This is a genomic window from Brachymonas denitrificans (genome assembly GCF_907163135.1).
Taxonomy (GTDB): domain Bacteria; phylum Pseudomonadota; class Gammaproteobacteria; order Burkholderiales; family Burkholderiaceae_C; genus Brachymonas; species Brachymonas denitrificans_A.
Genome location: NZ_CAJQUA010000001.1, coordinates 287,529 through 304,346, shown reverse-complemented (window position 1 = coordinate 304,346; position 16,818 = coordinate 287,529). Strand labels below are relative to the sequence as shown.

Sequence of the window (16,818 nt, the reverse complement as noted above, 5' to 3'; positions counted from 1 at the left end):
CTATGGTGAACGCGAAGCTGCCCGGGACGGACGCTGACCCATCCCGCGGTGGTTTCAACTTCGCTGCGCACTTGCGCGCTCCGTCAAGCCACAGAGGAGGGAGTCATTCATGGATACCACCGCCTTCACCACGGCCATGCAGAATACGGTCGGCTCGCAGTTGCCCCAGATCCTGGGCGCACTGGCGATTTTTGCCGTCGGCTGGATCATCGCCATCCTTGCACGCGCCGGCGTGCGCCGCCTGCTGGGCATGAGCAAGCTCAACCAGCGCATCAACACCAGCACCGGCCGCCAGGTCGATGCCGAATCGCCAATCGCTATTGCGGTGTTCTGGCTGATCCTGCTGGCTGCCGTCGTGGCTGCGCTCAGTGCACTGAACCTGTCGACGGTGTCCGCGCCGCTGGCCGTGATGCTGACGGACGTGCTGCGCTACCTGCCGCGCATTTTTGCTGCGGGCGTGATCGGTCTGGTGGCCTGGGTCGTGGCCACGCTGATCAAGATCGGCGTGGGCAAGGCCCTGAACGCCACGCGCCTCGATGAACGCCTGAGCGCCGAAGCCGGCATGGCTCCGGTCAGCACCAATGCAGGCAACGTGGCCTTCTGGCTGGTAATCCTGCTGTTCCTGCCCGCCATCCTGGGCGCGCTGGAAATGACCGGCCTGCTGCAGCCCATGCAGGCCATGCTCGACAAGACGCTGGCCATGGCGCCGAACATTCTGGCGGCGCTGATGATCGGCGTGGTCGGCTGGATCGTGGCACGCATCCTGCGCGGCCTGGTGACCAATCTGCTGGCGGCAGTCGGTGCCGACAATCTGGGCAACAAGCTGGGCCACACCGCGGCCCAGGTAGCCGCCACCGAAGCGCCCGCCAACGGCCTGCGCCTGTCCAGCCTGGGCGGCACCATCGTCTACATCATGGTGCTGGTGCCCGCACTGATCGCCGCACTCGATGCCCTGAAGATCGAGGCCATCAGCCGCCCCGCCACCGACATGCTGCAGCAGTTCCTGACGGCCGTGCCGCATATCATCGCCGCCGTCGTCATCGTGCTGCTGACCTGGTACGTGGCGCGCTTTGCCGCCATGCTGCTGCGCTCGCTGTTGCAGAATGTGGGCGCCGACGCCCTGCCCGCCAAGCTCGGCATGCAGCGCATGTTCAGCGGCAGCCTGCTGCCCTCCAACCTGGCCGGCAGCCTGCTGATGTTCTTCGCCATGCTGTTTGCCGTGGTGGAAGCCGCCAACCAGCTCGGTTTCACCCAGGTGAGCGATCTGCTGACCACCTTCACTGCCTTTGGTGGCGACATCCTGCTGGGCAGCGTGATCATGATCATCGGCTTCTGGCTGGCCAACCTGGCCTATCAGGCGCTGAGCCGTGCCGAACACTCCTCCGGCCTGATCGCCAACATCGCGCGTTTTGCCATCCTGGGTCTGGTGATTGCCATGGGCCTGCGCGCCATGGGCGTGGCCAACGAGATCGTCTATCTGGCCTTCGGGCTGACGCTGGGTGCCGTGGCCGTGGCCGTGGCGCTCGCGTTTGGCCTGGGTGGCCGTGAAGCCGCGGCACGCCTGGCGAACCAGTGGGTGGATTGCTGCCTCAAGGGCGCCTGCAAGAAGGACAGCACGCTGGTGCTGCCGGATGCGGCCAGCAAGCCTCAGGGAACCGAGCCGCCGCAAGGCTGATCCGAAGCTGCAGGCTCCAAAGCCGGCTGTGCCTTTTCCGGTGCAGCCGGCTTTCTTGTTTGTGGCGCTTGGCGGCAACCATGCATGCCCGCGCCTGCCGCATGGAAAGTGATTCGGGTCCGTGGCCCCCCTGTTGCAGGACTCAGTCGCCCTTCCACTCCCTGACCAGTACCTGCATCAGCTCGGCCGCCGACATTTCCCGAGCCAATGGCGCGCCCTGCCCGGCCCACTGCGCGGCAAATTCATGATTGCCCTGCTGGCTGGCGACTGCGTTCAGCTGTTTGGCCACGTCGTAGGTCATGGGATAACCCGCGGTCGGCGGACTGCCTGCGGCTTCGCCAAACGTGATCAACCGGTTCACCATGCCGCGCGCCGGACGTCCGGAAATCACTTCGGTCAGGCGCGTACGGGCTGCGCGCTCGCTCTTGAGATTCTGGCGATAGGCGACGTTGGCAGCCGATTCGGGACACAGCACGAACGCGGTGCCCAGCTGTGCAGCCGCCGCCCCCAGATCCAGCATGGCACGGATGCCGGCACCATCCATGATGCCGCCGGCACCCACGATCGGCAGCCTGGTCTGTTGCACCAGCATGCGCACCAGCACCGCCGTGCTCCAGCACTCGTCCGGCGCCTGCGGATCGAACATGCCGCGATGGCCGCCTGCCTCGATGCCCTGAGCCACGATGGCATCGATACCCGCTTGCTCGATCCAGCGTGCCTCCTGCAAACTGGTGGCCGTCGCCATCGTCAGGATGCCCGCCTCGCGCAGCGCGGTCAGGGCCTGTGGCGACGGCAATCCGAAATGGAAACTCACCACCGTCGGGCGCAGCTCAAGCAACATCTGCAAGGCGGCATCGTCGTTCACAAAGGTACGGTAGATCTCGTTGAGTGCATCCGGCGGGGTCGCGCCCACCTCGGCAAACAGCGGTGCCAGATGCTGCACCCACGCGGCCTCGCGCGCGGCATCACGCTGCGCTGGCGCGTGGCAAAAGACGTTGACATTGAAAGGCTTGTCCGTCAGAGCGCGCGTTTCCGCGATCATCTGCCGTGCCTGTTCGAGGGTGTTGGCGCCGATGCCGAGCGAGCCCAGCCCGCCTGCATTCGAAACAGCCGCCGCGAGCCTGGGCGTGGAGGTACCCGTCATGGGAGCCTGGATGATGGGATACCGGATGCCTAGGCGCGCCAGGAATGTAGTAGACGAAGTCATGCGATGGACTCTCTTTCAGCGAAGACGGGGGGGACTTTCGCGATGGTAAATCTGTTTGGCAAACCCCTTTTGCCAAGCGGCCCAAATGGAGGGACGACCCCGCACGTCACGCCCAGCTTTCCCCCAGCGTCTCCACCTGCTGCAGCACCAGTTCCACCGCTTCTTCTGCCTGATCCGGAGGGTACTTGTACTTGCGCAGGATGCGCTTGACCATCAGCCGCAGTGTGGCGCGCACGCTCTCACGCCTGGCCCAATCCACCGTAATGTTCTTGCGCAGGTTCTCAGTCAGCTCGTGAGCGATCTTCTTCAGTGTTTCGTCACTCAACTCGCGCACGGCTGATTCGTTGTTGACCAGCGCATCGTAGAACTTCACTTCGTCTTCACTCAGGCCCAGTTCCTCCCCGCGTCGCGCCGCCTCGCGGAAGCGGCGGGCCATCTCCACCAGTTCCTCCATCACCTGCGCGGTTTCGATGCTGCGGTTCTGGTAGCGGGTAATCACGTTGCCGAGCAAATCGGAAAACTTCTTCTGTTGCACCACATTGGTGGCGAATTTGCTCCTGATCTCGCCTTCCAGCAGGCGCTCCAGCAACTCCACCGCGAGATTCTTTTCAGGCAGGTTGCGCACCTGCGCGAGGAAATCTTCATCCAGCAGGCCGATGTTGGGCTTTTCCAGCCCCACGGCGTTGAAAATGTCCACAACATCTTCGCTCACCACCGCCTGGTTGATGATCTGCCGAACAGCCAGTTCACGCTGCTCATCGGTTCTTCGTTGCTGGCTGGTGTCGCGTTTGGTGAGGATCACCTTCACGGCCTGCAAAAAGGCGACCTCATCGCGGACCGCCTTGGCCTCGTCCAGCGTACAGCACAGACTGAAGGCCTTGCTCATGGCCAGCGCCGCGTCGGCAAAGCGCTTCTTGCCATCGCGCTTGCCATCACCCTGCTCGGGCTTGAGCCCCAGCACATGGTTGGCAGCACCGGCCAGCAGGCGATGACCACCTGTGCGGAATGCACTGTAGTCAAAGCCGTGCAGCATGGCACGCAGCACATCCAGCTTTTCCAGCAGCACGGAAAGGGCTTCATGGGCGTCCACCGTCGGCCGGCCACGGCCCTGGCTGGCGGTGTACTCGCGCATGGCAGCCTTCAATTCGTTGCCAATGCCGATGTAATCCACCACCAATCCGCCCTGCTTGTCGCGGAACACCCGGTTCACGCGCGCAATGGCCTGCATCAGGTTGTGGCCCTTCATGGGCTTGTCCACATACATGGTGTGCACGCAAGGCGCATCAAACCCGGTCAGCCACATGTCGCGCACAATCACCATGCGCAAGGGGTCAGCCGGATCCTTGAAACGCTTTTCCAGCCGTTTCTTCACCTGGCTGCTGTAGATGTGCGGGCGCAGCAATTCCTTGTCACTCGCACTGCCCGTCATCACGATCTTGATGGCTCCCTGCTCGGGATCAGCGCTGTGCCACTCGGGACGCAGCTTGATGATTTCGTCGTAGAGGTGCACGCAGATGTCGCGGCTCATGGTCACCACCATGGCCTTGCCTTGCTGTGCCTTGTTGCGCTCCTCGAAGTGCGCCACCAGATCGGCAGCCACTCTGGCCACGCGCGGCTGGGCACCCACGATTTTTTCCAGCGCAGCCCAGCGGCTCTTGAGGCGGGCCTGGGTCCCCTCTTCCTCGCCCTCGGCCAGTTCATCGACTTCATCGTCAATCTGCGACAGGTCTTCCTCCCTCAAACGCAGCTTGGCCAGACGCGACTCGTAATAAATGGCCACCGTAGCGCCATCTTCCTTGGCCTGCTGCATGTCGTAGATGTGGATGTAATCTCCGAATACGGCCCGGGTGTCGCGGTCGGTGCTGCTGACTGGCGTGCCGGTAAAGGCCACGAACGTGGCATTGGGCAAGGCATCACGCAAGTGCTGCGCGTAGCCCACCTGGTAGCTGCTGGCGCCGTAAGGCGGGGGCGCAAACTCGGTCGTGCCTGCCTCTAACCTGCTCTCCCCATCACCGGTCGTGATCGCACCGTAGCTGGCGGTACTCGCCTTCGGTGCCTTGAGCCTAGCCTCGAAACCATACTGCGTGCGGTGCGCCTCGTCCGCCACCACCACGATATTGCGCCGGTCGGACAGCAGCGGAAACACGTCCTCATCTTCTCCAGGCATGAATTTCTGGATGGTGGCAAAAATGATGCCGCCGGAAGGCCGGTTGCCCAGCAATTGCCGCAATTGCTGCCGCGTATGGGCTTGTACGGGGGTTTCGCGCAGCAGGTCTTGCGCCAGGCTGAATACGCCGAACAATTGCCCGTCCAGATCATTGCGGTCGGTAATCACCACCAGCGTGGGGTTGGCCATGGCCGGCTCCTGCATCACGCGGGCGGCAAAGCAAGTCATGGTGATGCTCTTGCCGCTGCCCTGCGTATGCCACACCACGCCACCCTTGCCGCGCACGCCCGCAGCGCTGTCCGGCCGCGACGCCGCCACGACCTGTTCCACCGCCGCACGCACGGCATGAAACTGGTGGTAGCCGGCAATCTTCTTGACCAGCTGGCCGTCATCCTCAAATAGCACAAAGAAGCGCAGGTAATCCAGAAGATACTCCGGCGCCAGCACCCCGCGCACCAGCGTTTCCAGTTCGTTGAATGCTCCCAGCGGGTCCATACAACTGCCGTCAATGGTGCGCCACTGCATGAAACGCTCGGTATCGGCCGAAAGTGACCCCAGCCGTGCATCGCTGCCATCGGAAATCACCAGCACCTCGTTGTACTGGAAGATGTCCGGAATCTGCTCCTTGTAGGTCTGCAACTGCTGCCAGGCACGCCAGATATCGGCGACCTCGTCGGCGGGATTCTTCAACTCCAGCAGCACCAGCGGCAGGCCGTTGATGAACAGCACGATATCGGGCCGGCGCACATGGTGCGGCCCGCGCAGCGAAAACTGGTTGACGGCCCAGAACTCGTTGCGGGAGGGATCGGTCCAGTCCATCAGGCGCACAAAATCGCCCACGGTTTCGCCATCGCGCTGGTATTGCACCGGCACGCCGCCCACCAGCAGCTTGTGGAAGGCCCGGTTGGCCGACAGTTGCGCAGGAATGCCCAGATGCAGCACCTGCTGCAGTGCATCGTCGCAAGCCGAGGCCGGCATGCCGGGGTTCAGCCGCTGGATGGCGGCGAGCAGGCGCTGGGGCAAGATGGCCTGACGGAAGTCGCTGCGCTCGGGGTCGATGCCATCGGGAGCGATGTCCAGACCATAGCGCACCGTATAGCCTACCTCGGTCAGCCAGGCCAGGGCTTCCTGTTCGAGTTGGTCTTCGGTCATGGCGATGGCTCCTGCCTGATGTTTGCGTGCACAGCGATTACTCCCCCTGACTCAGCAGAATCCGGGTCAGCGCAAGATTGACGTAGTAGTTACTGCGCCCGATTTTCTGCTTTTCCACAAACCCGGACGCCGCCAATGCATCCAGATAACGGGTGGCAGTCAATCTGGAAACATTCAAATCCCGCTGCACAAAATCAATCTTGGTATACGGGTGCGTGAAAAGGTTGTTGATCAGATCCTGGCTGTAGAACTTGTGCTCGTCACGGATACGGTGCTTGTAGTCCATCAATGCTCCATGAATGGCCTGCACCGTCTGGATAGTCTGCTGTGCGGTAACTTCTACCGCCTCCAGCATGTACAGCACCCACTCCTCCCAGGTGTCCTCATCCCGTACCGTCTGCAACAGGCGGTAGTAGTCGCCCTTGTTCTGCACAATGTGCTGGCTCAGGTATAGCACCGGGATGTCAAGCAAGCCCTCTTTCACCAGATACAGCACATTCAGGATACGCCCGGTACGTCCGTTGCCATCATAGAAGGGATGGATGCTCTCGAACTGGTGATGCATCAGCGCCATCTTGATAAGCGGATCCACGTCGAACACTGCAGGATCGTTCATGAAACGCTCCAGATCGCGCATGAGGGCAACGATTTCTTCCGGCTCCTGCGGCGGCGTATAGACCGTGCGACCAGCCCCGTCCTTGAGTGCGGTGCCGGGTAGTTTGCGAAAACCTGCGTTGTTGCGCTCCAGCTCGCGCTGGATTTCGATGATGTGGTTGCTGGTCAGCAGCCCGGTGCTGCGCACCTGCTCGAACCCCACGCGCAAGGCCTGGCGGTAGCGCAGCACTTCCTTGGCGGCAGGGTTTGCGAATGCCTCCGGGTCCACGTCGTCCTTGAACAACTCATCATGCGTGGTGACGATATTCTCGATGGCTGAACTGTCCTTGGCCTCCTGCAGGCCCAGGGTGTTGATCAGGATGCTCTGGTTGGGAATGGAGGCAGCCACACCCTTGAGTTCGGCCAGGCGACGGCTGCTGCTGGCCAGTTTTTTCAGGATGCGCGGCGCATCGAAGCGTGCCGGATCCAGCGTCTCCAGAGGGAAAAGGGTTGCCATGAGGGGTTCGCAGCCTTGGACGTGTATAGAAAAACGGAATTTCTATACATGTTAGCATCGACGTGTATAGAAAAACGCGATTTGTATACATGTCAAGGTGCTTATGCGTCTTCGCTTGGCAATTAATCCACTAACTCATTGATTTTATTTAATTTTTACAAGATTCAGCAACCATTGTTAATTGTTTGCTAAACGCTCGGCCCGCCCAGACGCAACGTGTAAAAGGGCTTTCCCTCCCCTGTGTTCCTGCACAGGAAGTCCGTTTTCCAGGTCATCGGCAATGCAGGTAGCCAACTGCGCAAGCAAGGCCTCAATGTCTTCGTACGTTGGCACCTTCATTCGGTCTCCGATTCAGTTTGTGGCAGGCGCAGCTGGCCGGATACTAAACGGGGAAGCAAGGTATCGCGGAGTGTAACGAGCGTCCGAGCCTGCCTTTCGTTTTCCGCCAATCTGGCGAAAAGGTCTCCGACCACGTCAACAAAGGCTTCCACGATCGCCTTGGGCGGCTCGACGATGGGAATAGAGCGAAACACCTTCTTGCTGATCTCCATGAAGGTAGAGCCGTTGGCATGCCCTTTGATGCTCTGCATATTGTGCTTGCACCAGAACAACATGAAGAGTGGAGGTAGAGTGCTTCCAGGAAGCATCGCGATATAGCCCTGATTAATGGCAACTGGCATCTGCGCCACAGCAAGATAGCCTATGGGTGCCCGAGAAGACATCAAAAGGGTTCCCCCCGGCAGCAGGCCCGAGCTGATTTTCTCCAGGCCGGTTGCGCTGATCTTGCGCTCCGTCTCCAGCAGCACCGGACTCACCAAGCCGGATAAGTCCTTAGGAGATGTCCAATGATAGGTCGCCGGCGCCCAGTACGCCTCATCCTTGGTTGAGGGCGTAGCTCCTCCGACCGTTTCTACAAGATCTCCAATGGTACGAACCTGCCAGCCATACGGGATCATCCCCAACTCACTTGTGGATAGCGCATCTGGGAATAGGCCCGCCGTAGTCTCGTCCATGCCTTCGGGTGCACGGCCTTCCATCTTGGCGCGGACGGGATCGAAGTCGACGAACCATGACTTGAACAGAGTTTGGGCGATGGCTTCGAGGGTGGCGTTGGTTTCGCGCAGGAGGGTGATGCGGTCATCCAAGCTACCCAACATTCCAGCGATTTCACGCTGAACAGATATGGGCGGCAAATTGATCGGAACCGCTGAAAGAATTCCCGTATTTAGATTGGGCATCGTTGCGCCCACAGCGTGCCGCACCAACCAGTCCTTGGTATCTGGCAAGCGCAAGCAGTGCGAAATGAATTTCGCGTTTGCAATGCGCTCTGCACCCAAGCGCACCTTCAAGCAACCGGTGCCACAAAACCATCCGACCTCATGCTCGCGAATCAAAGCATTTTTCGTCACGTCGCCACGACGGCTAAACACAATGTCATTCAACATCAGTTTGTGCTGTGACAGGCGATCAACATCTGATTGATCTATTCGTGCAATGCCATCCTCAACGATTCCACCATCGCCAATATTTGTTGGCATGACAACTGGAATGCCCACCTCTTTGTAGTCGGAGGTATGCAGCTGGCTGCCAAAGGGACCTGTTTGAATTGCGCCACCTTGCTCGGCACAAATCTCACCTAGGGTTGTGAGTCGCCACTCAGAACTCATACCCCAGCCCCCCCAGCTTCTGCCGAATCAGCGCATCCAGCTCTGCGCCTTTGGCCATTTGTTCGCCCAGCTTAGCGGTGAGCTTCTGCATCTTTTCGGCAAAGGCCTCGTCGTCGTCGTCCACCTCTTCGGCACCCACGTAGCGGCCGGGGGTGAGCACATGGCCCTGCTGGGCGATCTCGGCCAGGGGCACGCTGCGGCAGAAGCCGGGCACGTCCTGGTAGGCGTCGCTGCCTGCACGCCAGTCGGCCACGGTCTGGCCGATGCGCTCGATGACCTCGTCGCTCAGCTCGCTTTGTACGCGGCTGATCATGCGGCCTTGTTTGCGGGCGTCGATGAACAGCACTTCACCCTTGCGGCTTTTTTGCTTGGCCAAGAACCACAAGCACGCTGGGATTTGCGTGTTGAAGAACAGCTGGCCCGGCAGGGCCACCATGACTTCCACCACATCGGCGTCCACCATGGCTGCGCGAATCTGGCCTTCGCTGTTTTGGCTGGAGCTCATGCTGCCGTTGGCCAGCACAATGCCGGCTCGGCCCGTGGGCTTGAGGTGGTGCAGGATGTGTTGCAGCCAGGCGTAGTTGGCGTTGCCGGCGGGCGGTGTGCCGTAGACCCAGCGGGCGTCGCCGTCCAGGCTGGGGTGCCACCAGTCGCTGATGTTGAAGGGCGGGTTGGCCAGGCAGTAGTCGGCGCGCAGGTCCGGATGCTGGTCACGCACGAAAGTGTCAGCCGGCTCGCGTCCCAGGTCGAAGTCGATGCCGCGAATGGCCAGGTTCATGGCCGCCAGGCGCCAGGTGGTGGGATTGGATTCCTGCCCGTAGATGGACACGTCGCCCCGCTTGCCGCCGTGCGCCTCGATGAACTTTTCGCTCTGCACGAACATGCCGCCCGAGCCGCAGCACGGGTCGTACACCTGGCCGTGGTGCGGGGCCAGCACGGCCACCAGCGTCTTGACGATGGCGGCCGGCGTGTAGAACTGCCCGCCGCGCTTGCCCTCGGCACTGGCGAACAGGCCCAGAAAATACTCGTACACCTGTCCCAGCACATCACGCGCGACCGAGGCATCTTCACCAAAGCCGATGGTGGAGACCAAGTCCACCAGCTCACCGAGCTTGCCATCGGGCAACTGGGCACGGGCGTAGCGCTTGTCCAGAATCCCTTTGAGGCGCGGGTTCTCGCCCTCGATCAGGGTCAGAGCGTTGTCAATCTGCTTGCCGATTTCGGGGCTGCGGGCACCGGCGCGCAGGGTTTCCCAGCGTGCGTTTTCGGGCACCCAGAAGACGTTGGCGCTGGTGTAGTAATCGCGGTCTTCCAGCTCTGCGGCAATGTCTTCGTCGGCAGCATCGCCGTAGTAGTACTCGTCCTCGGGGTCGCGCAGGCGTGCCTTGATTTCGGTCTGGCGAGCCGTGAAGGTGTCGGAAACGTACTTGAGAAAGATCAGACCAAGCACCAGGTGCTTGTATTCGGCTGCATCCATGTTGGCGCGCAGCTTGTCGGCGGTGGCCCAGAGGGTTTTCTTGGTGGAATCGAGCATGGCGGGAACGGTGTGTAAGCGGTCGATGGTACCAACTCCTGCCCTGCTTTTAGCCTCGCTCAGCCGCCTTTCGCACTCTGGAATTTCGGGGCCGCGGCGAAGAGGATAGTTTCAACCCGCTATGCTTGCCCCATGCAATCTTCCGAGCCAACCCCCAAACCGTCCGGGCCCTCGCCCTGGCGCCGCCGCGCCCGCTCCTGGGCGGTCAATCTGGCCGTCCTGCTGGCCGCTTTCATGGCCGCTCACCTTTGGCAGACACGCAACATGGCGTCCGGACAGGCACCCGAGGTGCAGTTCGAGCGCGCGGCCAGTGTCGGCGCCACGCATACGCTGACGCAATGGCGCCAGCAGCACGCCGGAGAGCCTGTGTTGCTGTACTTCTGGGCCACCTGGTGCCCGATCTGCAAGCTGGAACAGGGTTCGGTGGACGCGCTGGTGCAGAAGTACCCTGTGCTGCCCATCGCCATGCAGTCCGGCCCTGCCTCGACGGTGGCGGCCTATGAGCAGAAAAGCGGCCTGCGCTGGAACAGTGCCATGGACCCGCAAGGTGACATCGCGCGCACCTTTGGCGTGAACTCCACCCCCAGCTTCATCATTCTGGCGCCGGATGGCAGCATCTCCAGCCGGACGGTGGGGCTGACCAGCAACTGGGGCCTGCAATTGCGGCTACTGTGGGCGCGTATCGCTGGCTGAGACCGTGGTGCCGGCACAGCCTTAGCCGGTATTGCGCAGCCCCGCAGCAATCCCGTTCACCGAGATATGGATCCCGCGCTTGAGCCGCGCCGGCTGCTGCTGCCACGTCGGCAGCGCCAGTTCGGCGCCATCCGGCGCCGCGCTCTCCTTGCTGGCCCGGTAACGCCGCATCAGTTCCACCTGCAGGTGGTTGAGCGGATCGATGTACGGGAAGCGGTGCGCAATCGAGCGCGCCAGCGCCGGGTTGTGCGCCAGACGGTCGCTTTCGCCGGTGATCAGCGCCAGCATGTCCTGCGTGGCGTCCCACTCGGCACGGATGGCCCCGAAAATCCGGCGTCCCAGCGCCTGGTCCGGCACCAGTTCGACATAGCGTTCGGCAATCGGCATGTCGGTCTTGGACAGCACCATGTCCAGGTTGGACAGCACGGTGGCAAAGAACGGCCACTCGCGGTACATGGCCTGCAGCGTCTGCAGGCGCTGCGCGTCCGGCGCATCACCACCCGCCATGAGCCACTGCCGCACGCCACTGCCAAAGCCGGCCCAGCCCGGCAGCGCCACGCGCGACTGGCCCCAGCTGAAGCCCCAGGGGATCGCCCGCAGATCCTCGATACTGCGCAAGGCCTTGCGGCTGGCCGGGCGTGAGCCGATGTTCAGCTCGGAAATCTCGCGCAGCGGCGTGGCGGCAAAGAAATAGTCGGTAAAGCCGGGCGTGTCGTACACCAGCGCGCGGTAGGCCGAGAAACACGCATCGCTGATCTGTTGCGCCGCGTGCAAATACGCCTCGGGAACCGGCTCGGACGGCGCCAGCAGACTGGCCTCCAGCGTGGCCGCCACCAGGGTTTCCAGGTTGCGGCGGCCAATTTCCGGATTGGCGTATTTGGAGGCAATCACTTCGCCCTGCTCCGTCAGGCGGATCTGGCCGTTCACGGTACCGGGCGGCTGCGCCAGGATGGCCTGGTAGCTTGGGCCGCCACCACGCCCCACGGTACCGCCACGGCCGTGGAAGAGGCGCAGCTTCACGCCGTGCTGTTCGCGCAGCGGATCGAACAGCGTCAGCAGTTCCTGCTCGGTCTGATACAGGTTCCAGTTGCTGGTGAACATGCCGCCATCCTTGTTGCTGTCGCTGTAGCCCAGCATGATGTCCTGCTCGGCGCCGCTGGCCAGCACCATGTCCAGCACGCCCGGCAGCGCATACCACTCGCGCATGATGCGCGTGGCGGCCTGCAGGTCGGCAATGGTCTCGAACAGCGGCGAAACGATCAACCGGCTGCGCCCCTGCGCCGTGCCGAAGCCGCGCAGCAGGCCGGTTTCCTTCATCAGCACCATCACTTCCAGCAGATCGCTCACATCCTCGGTGTGCGAGATGATGTAGTGGCGCAGCGCATGGCGGCCGTACTGTTCCAGATGCTGCAATGCGGCACGGAACACCCCCAGTTCGCCATGGACCTTCTCGCTGTAGTCGGCATGCGGCACCTGCAGCGGACGCACATCGGCCAGCACCTGCTGCAGGCAGGCGCGTTTGCCGGCTTCGTTGAGCGCGCTGTAGTCGTCCTGCAGCTGCGCCACGCGCAGCAGTTCGGCCACCACGGCTTCGTGTTCTTCCGAGTTCTGGCGCAGGTCCACCGTGGCCAGGTGGAAGCCGAACACCTCCACGGCGCGCAGCAGTTCGGACAGGCGCAGTGCCAGCAGCGGCGTGCCGTGATGCTCACGCAGTGAGCACTCTAGCAGGCGCAAATGGGCCAGCAGTTCGTCGGCGCTGGCATAGGGTTCTCCCCTCACGGCCGGCGCATACGGTGCGTCGATGCCGGTGCGCTGCTTCAGCGTCGCCGCCACCCGGGCATAGATGCCGATCACCACGCGGCGGTAGGGTTCGTCCTTGCGATGGATGTTGGTATCCCCCACGGTATCAGCCAGCGCCTGCAGTTCCGGCTCCACATCGACCAGGATGGTGGACATGGACAGCTCCAGCCCCAGCGCGTTGAGCTCATGCAGGTAGTGCGTCAGCGCGGTTTCGCACTGCAGGCGGAACGCCAGCGCCAGGCTCTCGGCGGTGACGAAAGGGTTGCCGTCGCGGTCGCCGCCAATCCAGTTGCCCATGCGGAAGAACGGCGCGATCGGCTGGCCGGGCAATGCCTCTTCCAGTTCGGCATACAGGTGCGGCACCTCGCGCAGAAAGGTGCTGTGGTAGTAGGCCAGCGCGTTGCGGATTTCGTCGGCCACGCTGAGTTTCTCGTCGCGCAGCATGCGCGTCTGCCACAGCTGGGTGATGCGCGCCTTGAGCAGCAGCGTGTTGCGCTCGCGCTCGCGGGTGGTTACGGCCTGCTCGCGCTCGGCTACCAGCTGCGCAATGGCACGCTCGGCGGTCAGGATGATGGTGCGCTGCACCTCGGTCGGATGAGCGGTCAGCACCGGCGACACATACGCCTGCTCCAGCAGTCCGGCGATGCGCTCGGCCGAAACGCCCTCTTCCTGCAGCCGCGCCAGGCCCGCCGCCAGCGAACCACGCTGCGCCTCGCCGCGGCGCTCGTGAAACTGGCGGCGGCGAATGTGGTGGTGGTCTTCGGCGATATTGGCCAGATGCGAGAAATAGCTGAAGGCCCGCGCCACCTGCACGGTCTGTTCCAGCGACAGGTTTTTCAGCAGCTCGGCCAGCGTCTGGCCGGCTCCCTTGTCGTCGCGGATGCGATAGGCGACCGACAGCTGGCGGATGCGCTCGACCAACTGATACACAGGCTCGCCCTCCTGCTCCCGGATCACATCGCCCAGCAGCTTGCCCAGCAGGCGGATATCGTCGATCAGGGGTTGCTCTTTGTGCAGGGAAGCAGACTGGGGCATGGAAGGTCTCGCAAAAGAAAAGAGTCAGCGGGCCTCTTGGCGAAATGGCAGCGCATCACAGCGCCTGGCCCATTCTCCGCACGCCCTCCTCGATCTTCTCCAGATCCGAGGTGGCAAAGCTCATGCGGAAGCAGGCCTGATCGGGCTGCTGGGCAAAGAAGGGAGCGCCGGGCACAAAAGCGACCAGCTTGTCGACGGCGCGCTTGGCAAATGCACCGGCATCGGCCTCGCGCCCGTTGGCGCCGGTCAGGCGCAGCCAGAAGAACATGCCACCGCTCGGCTCGTGGAAGCTGACGGCATCGCCCAGTTCGCGGCGCAGGCTTTCGGCCATGCAGCGGGCGCGCTCGGCATAGACACGGCGCACCTGGTTTACCGCCTGCGGCAGGCGGTTGCTCTGCAGATAGGCAGCTGCGGTGGCCTGGGCATAGGTGCTGGTATTGGCATCGCTGAATTGCTTGCACATTACGGCATTGGCCAGCAACGCCTTGGGAGCCACCAGCCAGCCCAGGCGCAGTCCCGGTGACAGGATCTTGCTCAGACTGCCGCAGTGGACTAGCCACTCACGGCTGCCGGGCACCTCACTGCTCAGCGCCAGCAGGCTGGGCGGCGGCGGGGCATCGAAGAACAGGTCGCCGTAGGGATCATCCTCCACCACCAGGGTCTGGTACTGCGCGGCCAGTTCCAGCACGCGCTTGCGGCGCTCCAGCGTGAGCATGGCGCCGCTCGGGTTGCCGAAGGTGGGAATCAGGTACACCAGTTTGGGCTTGTGCTCGGCGATCAGCGCCTCCAGCTGGTCGACCTGCACACCATCGCCATCGATGGGCGCGCTGATCACCTCGGCGCCATACAGGCGGAAGCACTGGATGGTGGCCAGAAAGGTCGGACGTTCCACAATCACCTTGTCGCCGGGCGAAATCATGCACTTGCCGATCAGGTCCAGGGCCTGCTGGCTGCCGGTGGTGACGATGAAGTCGTCCTCGGACAGCGGTGCACTCTTGTTGCCGGAGAGCACGGCAATCTGCTCCTTGAGCGGACCGAAGCCTTCGGTAGCGCCGTACTGCAGTGCCGCGCCGGGCCACTGCTGCAGCGCATCGGTGCTGGCCGCGCGAAAGCCCTCCACGTCGAACAAGGCAGGATCCGGAAAACCGCCGGCAAAGCTGATGATGCCGGGCTTGCCGAGCAGCTTGAACAGTTCGCGGATGGCGGAGGTTTCGCAGTTTTGCAGGCGAGAGGCAAATTGCATGGAGCGGGATCCTGGATAAAACGCACGACAGGCACTCCCCCTGCGGGGCGTGCCACAATCGCGCAATCGACAACAACAGACAGACTATAGCGGCTCCCGCCTTGCGTGGCGGGCTTGAAGTTTTTTGTTCCCCATGAAAAAAGACCAGATCGTCCGCTTCTTCAGCGTGCTGCAGGCCGCCAATCCGCACCCCGAAACCGAGCTCGCATACAGCACTCCGTTCGAACTGCTGATCGCCGTGCTGCTCAGCGCGCAGGCCACCGATGTGGGCGTGAACAAGGCCACGCGTCTGCTCTATCCGGTGGCCAACACGCCGCAGGCCATCCTCGACCTGGGCCTGGAAGGGCTGGAGAGCTACATCAAGACCATCGGCCTGTACCGCAGCAAGGCCAAACACATCATGGCCACCTGCCGCCTGCTGCTGGACGAGTTCGGCGGCGAAGTGCCGCACAGCCGCGAGGCGCTGGAAAAGCTGCCTGGAGTCGGTCGCAAGACCGCCAACGTAGTGCTCAACGTCGCCTTTGGCGAACCGACCATGGCGGTGGATACGCACATCTTCCGCGTCAGCAACCGCACCGGCCTGGCGCCCGGCAAGACGCCGCTGGCCGTGGAAAAGCAGTTGCTCAAGCGCGTGCCCAGGGAATTTCTGGTGCATGCTCACCACTGGCTGATCCTGCACGGCCGCTACATCTGCAAGGCACGCACGCCCGAATGCTGGCACTGTGCCGTGGCCGACAGCTGTGACTTCCAGCCCAAGACCCCTGCCAAGGGCACACGCCAAAAAGCGGCGGCATGAGGCCCTGCTGATCCGGCACGGAAACTTCCGCACCGACAGCCCGCCCAAGCCCGTTCAGCCCCGTGCACCCGCCATGCGTTTCGCCCCCCGCCGCACCCTGACCGACAGCGAAATCGCGCTGGTGCGCCCGTTGTTCCGCGACGGGTTGGACTATGCGCTGATCCGCATCCAGAGCGGCGGCTGGCTGGGACTGCCGCACCTGACCCGCGCGGCACTGGCGCATGGCAACACGCTGGTGTTTCCACCGCGTCTGGTGCACCACGACTTTGCCCTGGCCGATGACGCCACCAAGCTGTGGTTCGTGCACGAGCTGGTGCACGCCTGGCAGTGGCAGCGTGGCTTTCGCCTGTGGCGCCATGGGGTTCGGCTGGCCCTGCGCGGCGGCTACCGGCAGCAGCTTGCCTACCGCTACCAGCATCTGTTGCCCCATGCGGAGCGCTTCTGCGAACTCAACATGGAGCAGCAGGCCGACCTGATTGCACACTATTTCGATGCTGCCTTCCTCCACGGTGACGGCAGCGTGCACGACCGTGCCCGGCACCTGCAGCAACTGCCGCACTATCGCGCGCTGCTGGCGGAGTTTCTGCACGACCCCTGCAATCTGGCACTGGTGCCTGCCCACGGCACCCATCGTGCGCCGCTGGGGTGATCCACGCTCCAGCCCTCCTGCACCGGTGCAGCGGCCACTGCACCAGCAACGCCGCTGGGCCCTCCCGTGTATCCCCCGATGGGGCGCAT

General features: G+C 62.9%; 10 protein-coding genes and 2 pseudogenes. 4 read left to right on the top strand and 8 right to left on the bottom strand.

Features of this window, described 5'->3' with window-relative positions; genetic code table 11:
* Positions 1–109 precede the first annotated feature (109 nt).
* On the top strand, positions 110–1,675 hold the full coding sequence (locus KKQ75_RS01375; protein ID WP_213359281.1) for a mechanosensitive ion channel: 1,566 nt from the start codon (positions 110–112) through the stop codon (positions 1,673–1,675).
* Positions 1,676–1,817: 142 nt separating this feature from the next.
* On the opposite strand, the gene KKQ75_RS01370 is transcribed toward KKQ75_RS01375, so the two are convergent.
* The 6 genes and pseudogenes from KKQ75_RS01370 to KKQ75_RS01350 form a co-directional block, all read right to left on the bottom strand.
* Positions 1,818–2,882: an NAD(P)H-dependent flavin oxidoreductase gene (locus tag KKQ75_RS01370; protein ID WP_213359278.1), complete on the bottom strand. Its 1,065-nt coding sequence runs from the start codon at positions 2,880–2,882 to the stop codon at positions 1,818–1,820.
* A gap of 106 nt (positions 2,883–2,988) precedes the next feature.
* Positions 2,989–3,984: pseudogene (locus tag KKQ75_RS13165) on the bottom strand (DUF3387 domain-containing protein); the annotation flags it as partial.
* A gap of 66 nt (positions 3,985–4,050) precedes the next feature.
* Positions 4,051–6,201, bottom strand: a pseudogene (locus KKQ75_RS01365) (type I restriction endonuclease subunit R); the annotation flags it as partial.
* Positions 6,202–6,238: 37 nt separating this feature from the next.
* Complete coding sequence (locus KKQ75_RS01360) at positions 6,239–7,312, bottom strand: Fic family protein (RefSeq protein WP_213359273.1); 1,074 nt, start codon at positions 7,310–7,312, stop codon at positions 6,239–6,241.
* 335 nt (positions 7,313–7,647) lie between these two features.
* Positions 7,648–8,979, bottom strand: a complete 1,332-nt coding sequence (locus KKQ75_RS01355) for a restriction endonuclease subunit S (protein WP_213359270.1) — start codon at positions 8,977–8,979, stop codon at positions 7,648–7,650.
* Positions 8,969–10,513 (bottom strand): type I restriction-modification system subunit M, encoded by a 1,545-nt coding sequence (locus KKQ75_RS01350; RefSeq protein WP_213359256.1) that lies wholly within the window; start codon positions 10,511–10,513, stop codon positions 8,969–8,971. Before KKQ75_RS01350 ends, KKQ75_RS01355 begins: the two co-directional genes overlap by 11 nt.
* Before the next feature lie 132 nt (positions 10,514–10,645).
* On the opposite strand from KKQ75_RS01350, the gene KKQ75_RS01345 reads away from it, so the two are divergent.
* Complete coding sequence (locus KKQ75_RS01345; protein WP_213359253.1) at positions 10,646–11,206, top strand: redoxin domain-containing protein; 561 nt, start codon at positions 10,646–10,648, stop codon at positions 11,204–11,206.
* A gap of 21 nt (positions 11,207–11,227) precedes the next feature.
* Here KKQ75_RS01345 and ppc read toward each other — a convergent pair whose 3' ends face one another.
* Positions 11,228–14,041, bottom strand: coding sequence for a phosphoenolpyruvate carboxylase (gene ppc / locus KKQ75_RS01340; protein WP_213359249.1), 2,814 nt, complete (start codon positions 14,039–14,041; stop codon positions 11,228–11,230).
* Positions 14,042–14,096: 55 nt separating this feature from the next.
* A complete protein-coding gene (locus KKQ75_RS01335; protein WP_213359239.1) occupies positions 14,097–15,284 on the bottom strand; it encodes a PLP-dependent aminotransferase family protein in 1,188 nt (395 codons plus the stop codon).
* A 133-nt stretch (positions 15,285–15,417) separates the two neighbouring features.
* Here KKQ75_RS01335 and nth point away from each other — a divergent pair, with 133 nt between their 5' ends.
* Both nth and KKQ75_RS01325 read left to right on the top strand, forming a co-directional pair.
* Positions 15,418–16,080: an endonuclease III gene (nth, locus tag KKQ75_RS01330; protein ID WP_213359236.1), complete on the top strand. Its 663-nt coding sequence runs from the start codon at positions 15,418–15,420 to the stop codon at positions 16,078–16,080.
* A 73-nt stretch (positions 16,081–16,153) separates the two neighbouring features.
* Entirely contained in the window at positions 16,154–16,729 is a 576-nt protein-coding gene (locus KKQ75_RS01325) for a hypothetical protein (protein ID WP_213359233.1), read from the top strand.
* Positions 16,730–16,818: the final 89 nt, after the last annotated feature.

Bases quoted from the DNA above. Each gene is read 5' to 3' on its own strand.
- KKQ75_RS01345 (WP_213359253.1), top strand. From the start codon at position 10,646: ATGCAATCTTCCGAGCCAACCCCCAAACCGTCCGGGCCCTCGCCCTGG.
- KKQ75_RS01360 (WP_213359273.1), bottom strand. From the start codon at position 7,312: ATGGCAACCCTTTTCCCTCTGGAGACGCTGGATCCGGCACGCTTCGAT.
- KKQ75_RS01375 (WP_213359281.1), top strand. From the start codon at position 110: ATGGATACCACCGCCTTCACCACGGCCATGCAGAATACGGTCGGCTCG.
- KKQ75_RS01335 (WP_213359239.1), bottom strand. From the start codon at position 15,284: ATGCAATTTGCCTCTCGCCTGCAAAACTGCGAAACCTCCGCCATCCGC.
- ppc (WP_213359249.1), bottom strand. From the start codon at position 14,041: ATGCCCCAGTCTGCTTCCCTGCACAAAGAGCAACCCCTGATCGACGAT.
- KKQ75_RS01370 (WP_213359278.1), bottom strand. From the start codon at position 2,882: ATGACTTCGTCTACTACATTCCTGGCGCGCCTAGGCATCCGGTATCCC.
- KKQ75_RS01325 (WP_213359233.1), top strand. From the start codon at position 16,154: ATGCGTTTCGCCCCCCGCCGCACCCTGACCGACAGCGAAATCGCGCTG.
- KKQ75_RS01350 (WP_213359256.1), bottom strand. From the start codon at position 10,513: ATGCTCGATTCCACCAAGAAAACCCTCTGGGCCACCGCCGACAAGCTG.
- nth (WP_213359236.1), top strand. From the start codon at position 15,418: ATGAAAAAAGACCAGATCGTCCGCTTCTTCAGCGTGCTGCAGGCCGCC.
- KKQ75_RS01355 (WP_213359270.1), bottom strand. From the start codon at position 8,979: ATGAGTTCTGAGTGGCGACTCACAACCCTAGGTGAGATTTGTGCCGAG.